This is a genomic window from Clostridium sp. Marseille-P2415 (assembly GCF_900155545.1).
Classification (GTDB): Bacteria; Bacillota; Clostridia; order Lachnospirales; family Lachnospiraceae; genus Lacrimispora.
This window is the reverse complement of sequence record NZ_LT732526.1, coordinates 35968-41688: the sequence shown is the minus strand read 5'-3', so window position 1 is coordinate 41688 and position 5721 is coordinate 35968. Positions and strand designations below refer to the sequence as shown.

Below are 5721 nucleotides of genomic sequence, written 5' to 3'. Positions count from 1 at the left end.
TTTTCCCGGAGGCCCAGCCCAACCGTCTGGAAATGCGGAATACGTGAGTATCCACCGTAACCCCCGGTATTCCATAAGCATCTGCCAGAAATAAAGTGGCGGTCTTTCTTCCTACCCCGGACAGAGCCAGAATTCCATCAATATCCGACGGTACCTCTCCGCCATATTCTTCAACAATCTGTCTGCAGCATTTCTTCAAATTCCTCGCCTTATTCTTATAAAGCCCAATGGAACGAATGGAATCCTCTATTTCTTCCAGTGGAGCTTCCGCCATCTGCTCTGCAGTCTGATACCGTTTAAATAATTGCGGAAGCACCTCCTCCACCTGTTTGTCTGTGCTTTGGGCGCTAAGCATAATTGCTGCCAAAAGCTGCCATGGCTTCTGGTGAAAGAAGCCCTCCTTTGTCATACCGTAAATCTCATCCAATTTATCCAGTACACAACTGATATTTTCCTTTTTCATTCTGTCTCACCTTGCCTTCCGGCTTCCTGTTATGTAATAGGGACGCACTCATAAGCTTGTCGTTGTCTTTTTCTGATTCCAGTCATCTGCCCCGTTTATCCATTTCCCCCGGCTCAAACAGCTTAATGGTTCCATATTCGCCGTCATACCCGGGACTCCGCTCTACTTTCCCTTCCCTTAAACGCCTGATTCCTTCTGAAATCATATAACCGGATTCATTTCGGATGTCCTCCAGGGCTAATTCCCTCAATATCTGAAATTCAGAACCCAGATTCCTCAACATGGATTCATACTGGTTCCGGACCTTTTTGCTTGCAGTGGTATAGCCTATAGAAGCGGCGATAACCTCAGGAAGAGGGACCAGACTCTCAAAGGACTTTCCGCCGGGAAGAATAAATCCCTCGTTTCGGTCTGCCAGCTGTCCGACCCGGTGGGACACTCCCGTGGTCAGCTTTCGGCCGCAGACCGGACACTTGCCGGAATATTGTTCCGCTTCCGCCGGGGAAAGGCAAAGATTACATTTCCTATGGCCATCATAATGGTATTTTCCCTCTTCCGGGAAAAATTCGATGGTTCCCTTTAACCCCTCGCCTTTTTGAATGGCATCCGAAAGCCCGGTATAGGACAGATCGATATCCAAAAGATTCGCCTCCCGGCCCATCTTTGCCGGAGAATGGGCATCTGAATTGGAGATGAGCTGAAAGCGGTCCAGGGCAGACAAGCGCCATATCATGGGCGGGTCTGAAGAAAGTCCCGTTTCCAGAGCATGGATATGGGGAGTCAGATCCTCAAAGCATTCCTCAATGGAATCAAAACCGGAAAAAGCCCCGAACAGGGAAAAATGCGGCGTCCAGATGTGAGCGGGAATATAGATTGCTTCAGGGCATAATTCCAGCATGATTTCCAGAAGGTCATGGCAGTCCAGTCCCAGAATGGGCCTGCCGTCTGAACGAAGGTTCCCTATGGTTTCCAGCTTCTCCGATAGCAGCTCCGCTTCCTCCAGGCCCGGAAGAAGGATCACACTGTGCACCTTTCTCACTTTTCCGTTTTTCTTATAAATAGAGCTGATTTCCCCGGAAACCACAAACCGGGGAGCCTGCAGACCTGTCCTGCAGTCCTTATCCATGCGGTATTCTTCCTTTAATATGTAAAGCCCTTCCTCTGCAGGAATCAGCTTTTCCTTTAATTCCTCCCGCCAACTCGGATGGGTGAAATCCCCGGTTCCCAGTATGTCGATCCCCTTGCGCCCCGCCCAAAGGTCCAGATATTCCGGCGTGCAATCCTTACTGGTTGCCCTGGAATAGTGGGAATGAATGTGTAAGTCCGCGATATACATAAATCTCACCTGCTTTTGTCAATTTATGTTTTATTATAGCGTTCTTTGGAGAACGGCGCAAGAAGTAAACCTTTCCTATTTCTTTTCTTAATATAAATACAATCAGTCTAAAACAAAGGATTGACATGTCTGCACAAATAGAGAAAGGGGCATTATCTGCCCCTATGCTTCTCTTTCTTCTTTTGCTGCTTCCGCTCGAACCGGTGCTGTTTCTCCGCATCCTTTACTTCCCGTGCAAATACTTTCCGCTCCTGTTTTTGCTGTTCGTGCTGTAATTTCAATGCCTGCTGGGATTTCGTGCCGATACCGGCATTTTGGATCTGCCGGTGAACCTCCCTTTGAATCCGTTTGGGATTTTTCATGCTTTCCTTTACAGCTGCATCCACAGCCGGACTAAGCCGCAGCTTATCGTAATTTTTAAGAAGGAATTCATACACTTCACAGTCTTTCGGCTCTGCACCGAATGTTACCTTGCATACCGACAGCTTTCCATCTGAAATCCGCTCTAAAATTCCGATCCAAAATGGCTCCTCAAAAAATACAAAAAACGCAACCGAAACTTTGTCCATAACAGTTCCTCCTTATAATGTTAGAAACAAAGAACGGACGACCAAGGAGGAGGGCTACTTGGAAACGGATGAATTAACTCCATTTCCGTCCGGACTACCAACCGGATCTGCATGGCATATGCCATGGATTGTGTTTTTATCTTTGCTTCTCCCATTATATCACGGCGGCAGACTCAAGAAAAGATCATTCTTTTCCCTTGCTTTTGCAGCAACATGTAAATATAATAGAAAAGAATGAATTCTATCATACAAGGTGGTAAGGAACATGTGTATCAATAAGAAAAAGCAAAACGATGTTTTACTCCATGCAAGGCCAGTGAATCACAACGCCGCTTGCATGGAGTAAAAAGACGTTGCCATTTGCCGGCTTTGCAACTTGAAGATTAAAATTCGAGGAGTGAATCCGCATGAAATATCTCAATGCAGCTTTAATTCTTCCCAAAGACCTGGTCGAAGAATTACAAAAATATATTCAGGGGAGTTATTTATACATCCCGGCACAAAAAGACCAACATAAAAAATGGGGAGAGCTTTCCGGGTTCCGTACGGAATTAAAACAACGGAATTTAAAAATCCGGCAGGAGTTTTCCAGTGGTACATCCATGGAAGATCTGGCCGAATCTTATTTTCTTTCCATTCATGCGATAAAGAAAATCTTATATCGGAAATAGCGCGGGGAGGCCGTTTATACGGCCTTCCCGTTTTGTGTATTCTTTGTTTCTGTAACGTTCCTTATATTGAGGCGTTTCCTAGACTCTGGTATTATTTTAAAGGAGGTGGAGACATGAAAAAAAACAATGATTTTACAAGCTTTGGATACTCGGAGGCAGATATCACGCCTGATTGGCCGGTTGAATTAGTGGGCTTTTCCCGCATTGACAATACCTCGAAAGGAATCCTTCATCAATTAAAAGCACAGATTCTTGTCTGCAAATCAGATGACGAAGCATGCTGCCTGATCACCATAGACAGCATTGGCTTTACCGTTGCTTTAACCAATCATCTGCGCGATCTTGCTGCAAAGGAATTAGGTGTTTCCCGTCAAAAAATAATGGTCTGTTTTTCACACACCCATTCCGCACCGAATGCCGGTACTGACCATAAATACTACACCTTTGCCAGTACACGGATCCTGTCCTGCGTACGCAAAGCAGCTTCTGAATTGTCTCCCTTGCATGCTGCATGGGGAGTTACGGATTGTGAAATAGGTATCAACCGGCGGGGTCATCAAACGGCCGTAGATAAACGGCTCGGAGTATTGAAGCTTGCAGACAGCGCGGATCAAACCAGACTTTTATTACTGCGGGTGACCGCGCATGCAAATGTCCTGACCAGCGATAACTACCATATATCGTCAGATTATTTTGGCGTAACAAGGGATCTGCTTGAACAAAAGCTGGGTTGTAAGGTACTTATGGTACAGGGTGCTGCCGGAGATATCCGGCCTAAGTTCCGGCAGAAAAATGCAGAATATCTGGAAGTTCATGGATTGGAGGCTTCTGCCAAACCATACTCCTTAGAGGATAAGCAGAAATTTTACCTGCAAAGCATGGAAGCACTGGATAAAATGGCACAGGCAGTTTCTCTTTCGGTGGACCGGATTTTAGGAAAAATAAAGGCAGTTCCTATCTTCCAGTTGTCCATGTTTTCCGAACAAGGTACCTTCCGGGCCGACATCCCCTCTATGGAAAAAGCTCGGAAAATTGCCTATGAAGCAGGAAAAGAAGCAGGAATTGATGGAACGGGCTGGCTTTCAGAGATCGAACGGCTCCACAGGGAAAAAATCACCGTTCAGGAAGGAAATGTCGAAATACAGTACTTTGTTCTAAATGAAGGCTGTCTGTGCGGCATTGCAAATGAAGCCATGTGTGAAATCGCACTGGATATCCAGGCGCAAACGGATAATCCGCTTTTCTTTTTCAACGGATATGTTAACGGCATTGACAGCTATCTGCCCACTGCCAAAGAATATGATAACGGCGGATATGAGGTTTTGTGGTCAAATTTAATTTATTACCGGTATTATAGGCGGGTTATGCCATTCAACCGGAACACGGCCCGGGAGCTCGCTCATATTGCTGCAGACACCTGGCTAAACACCCAGAGCCAAAAACCGTTGTTGTATTTACCAGAATATGGTACAATGGACCAATAATGATTGTAAAAAGCAGCCTCACCCGGCCACGAAACAGCAGCATTTCGTTTTGACACCTTATGGGGCAAAAGCAAAGAGCAGGAGGAATGAAAGCAGCATGAAAAAAATCTTAAAATTATTTGCTATCACATCACTTCTGTCCATATCCATGACATCAGCCGCTTTTGCGGGAACCTGGAAGCAGAATACCCATGGATGGTGGTGGCTGGATGGAGATAAGTCCTATCCCTCTTCCACCTGGAAATGGATCGATTCCAATGGGGATGGATTGGCGGAATGCTACTATTTTGATGAAAACGGATACCTTCTTACCGGAACCACCACTCCGGATGGCTACACCGTTAATGAATCCGGTGCATGGTCCGAAGAGGGCCTTGTCCGTCAAAAGGCCGCCAATCCTTTTGCTTCCCGTACCGTTAATCAGGAAGGATTGGAGCTTTACCAGGAAGCAGACCAAAAGAGTTCCGGGCTGCCCGGCCTGGATATTAAGGCGGATATCCTTATGAACCTGTCCTATGCAGGGCTGGAGATCCCGGTATCCAAGAATATGCAGCTTAAATACCATGACATCAACACGCCGAACATGGAATTTCTCTCTTCCACCTATACCGATATGATGGGCATCCATAAATCGGAAACCTCTTTCTATAACAATGGCTGTTACTATTCGGATATGGGAGAGAATGAAAAATTTAAAATGAAAATCGGATATAGAGACATGACAAATAATCTTACATTGGGAGGGCTTACGGGACAGTTCGGTGCATTCTTGGAAAATGTTCAGATTGCAGCCGATGAAGACGGAAACAGAGTTCTTTTATATTCCAGCCAGACCGAAGGTCTGGAACAATATCTGAGAAATTTCTATAACGAGATATGGCCTTCCCTTGCCGACTCCGATTTCAGGATCAATCAGGTCAACGGCAAGGCTGTCATCAGCCCGAAAGGATATTTCTCCAAAGAAGTCATCTCGATTTACATGACCATGACCGAAGACGAAGAAACCATGGGAATATCCATGAACATCAATCTGGATTATAACAATCCCGGACAGCCGGTAGCCATTCAGTTTCCTTCCACGGAGGGATATGAAGAGATCGTTTATTAAGAAAACATCAGGGGAGGGAAACGCATCGGCGTTCCCCTCCCCTTCTTCATTATTCTTTCAAACCGGTATAAACATGACACCGGCCCGCCG

The 5721-nt window shown here is 45.9% G+C and carries 6 protein-coding genes and 1 pseudogene; 4 read left to right on the top strand and 3 right to left on the bottom strand.

Going from position 1 to position 5721, the window contains the following annotated elements; genetic code table 11:
* From BQ9856_RS05105 to BQ9856_RS05095, 3 genes and pseudogenes are all read right to left on the bottom strand, one after another.
* The coding region (locus BQ9856_RS05105) for an endonuclease III domain-containing protein (RefSeq protein ID WP_077610079.1) at window positions 1-463 on the bottom strand (463 nt) is incomplete at its 3' end.
* Between the two features lie 97 nt (window positions 464-560).
* A pseudogene (locus tag BQ9856_RS05100) lies at window positions 561-1799 on the bottom strand (endonuclease Q family protein); the annotation flags it as partial.
* A 152-nt stretch (window positions 1800-1951) separates the two neighbouring features.
* A complete protein-coding gene (locus BQ9856_RS05095; protein ID WP_077610077.1) occupies window positions 1952-2368 on the bottom strand; it encodes a YjdF family protein in 417 nt (138 codons plus the stop codon).
* Window positions 2369-2426: 58 nt separating this feature from the next.
* Between BQ9856_RS05095 and BQ9856_RS05090 the strand changes: the two genes are divergently transcribed.
* The 4 genes from BQ9856_RS05090 (at window position 2427) to BQ9856_RS05075 (ending at window position 5631) form a co-directional block, all read left to right on the top strand.
* Window positions 2427-2606, top strand: a complete 180-nt coding sequence (locus BQ9856_RS05090) for a hypothetical protein (protein WP_077610076.1) — start codon at window positions 2427-2429, stop codon at window positions 2604-2606.
* Window positions 2607-2775: 169 nt separating this feature from the next.
* Window positions 2776-3039 carry a CD3324 family protein gene (locus tag BQ9856_RS05085; RefSeq protein ID WP_077610075.1) on the top strand — a complete coding sequence of 88 codons (264 nt, stop codon included), beginning with the start codon at window positions 2776-2778 and terminating at the stop codon, window positions 3037-3039.
* A 113-nt stretch (window positions 3040-3152) separates the two neighbouring features.
* Complete coding sequence (locus BQ9856_RS05080) at window positions 3153-4523, top strand: hypothetical protein (protein WP_077610074.1); 1371 nt, start codon at window positions 3153-3155, stop codon at window positions 4521-4523.
* Between the two features lie 97 nt (window positions 4524-4620).
* Complete coding sequence (locus tag BQ9856_RS05075; RefSeq protein WP_077610073.1) at window positions 4621-5631, top strand: hypothetical protein; 1011 nt, start codon at window positions 4621-4623, stop codon at window positions 5629-5631.
* Window positions 5632-5721 lie beyond the last annotated feature (90 nt).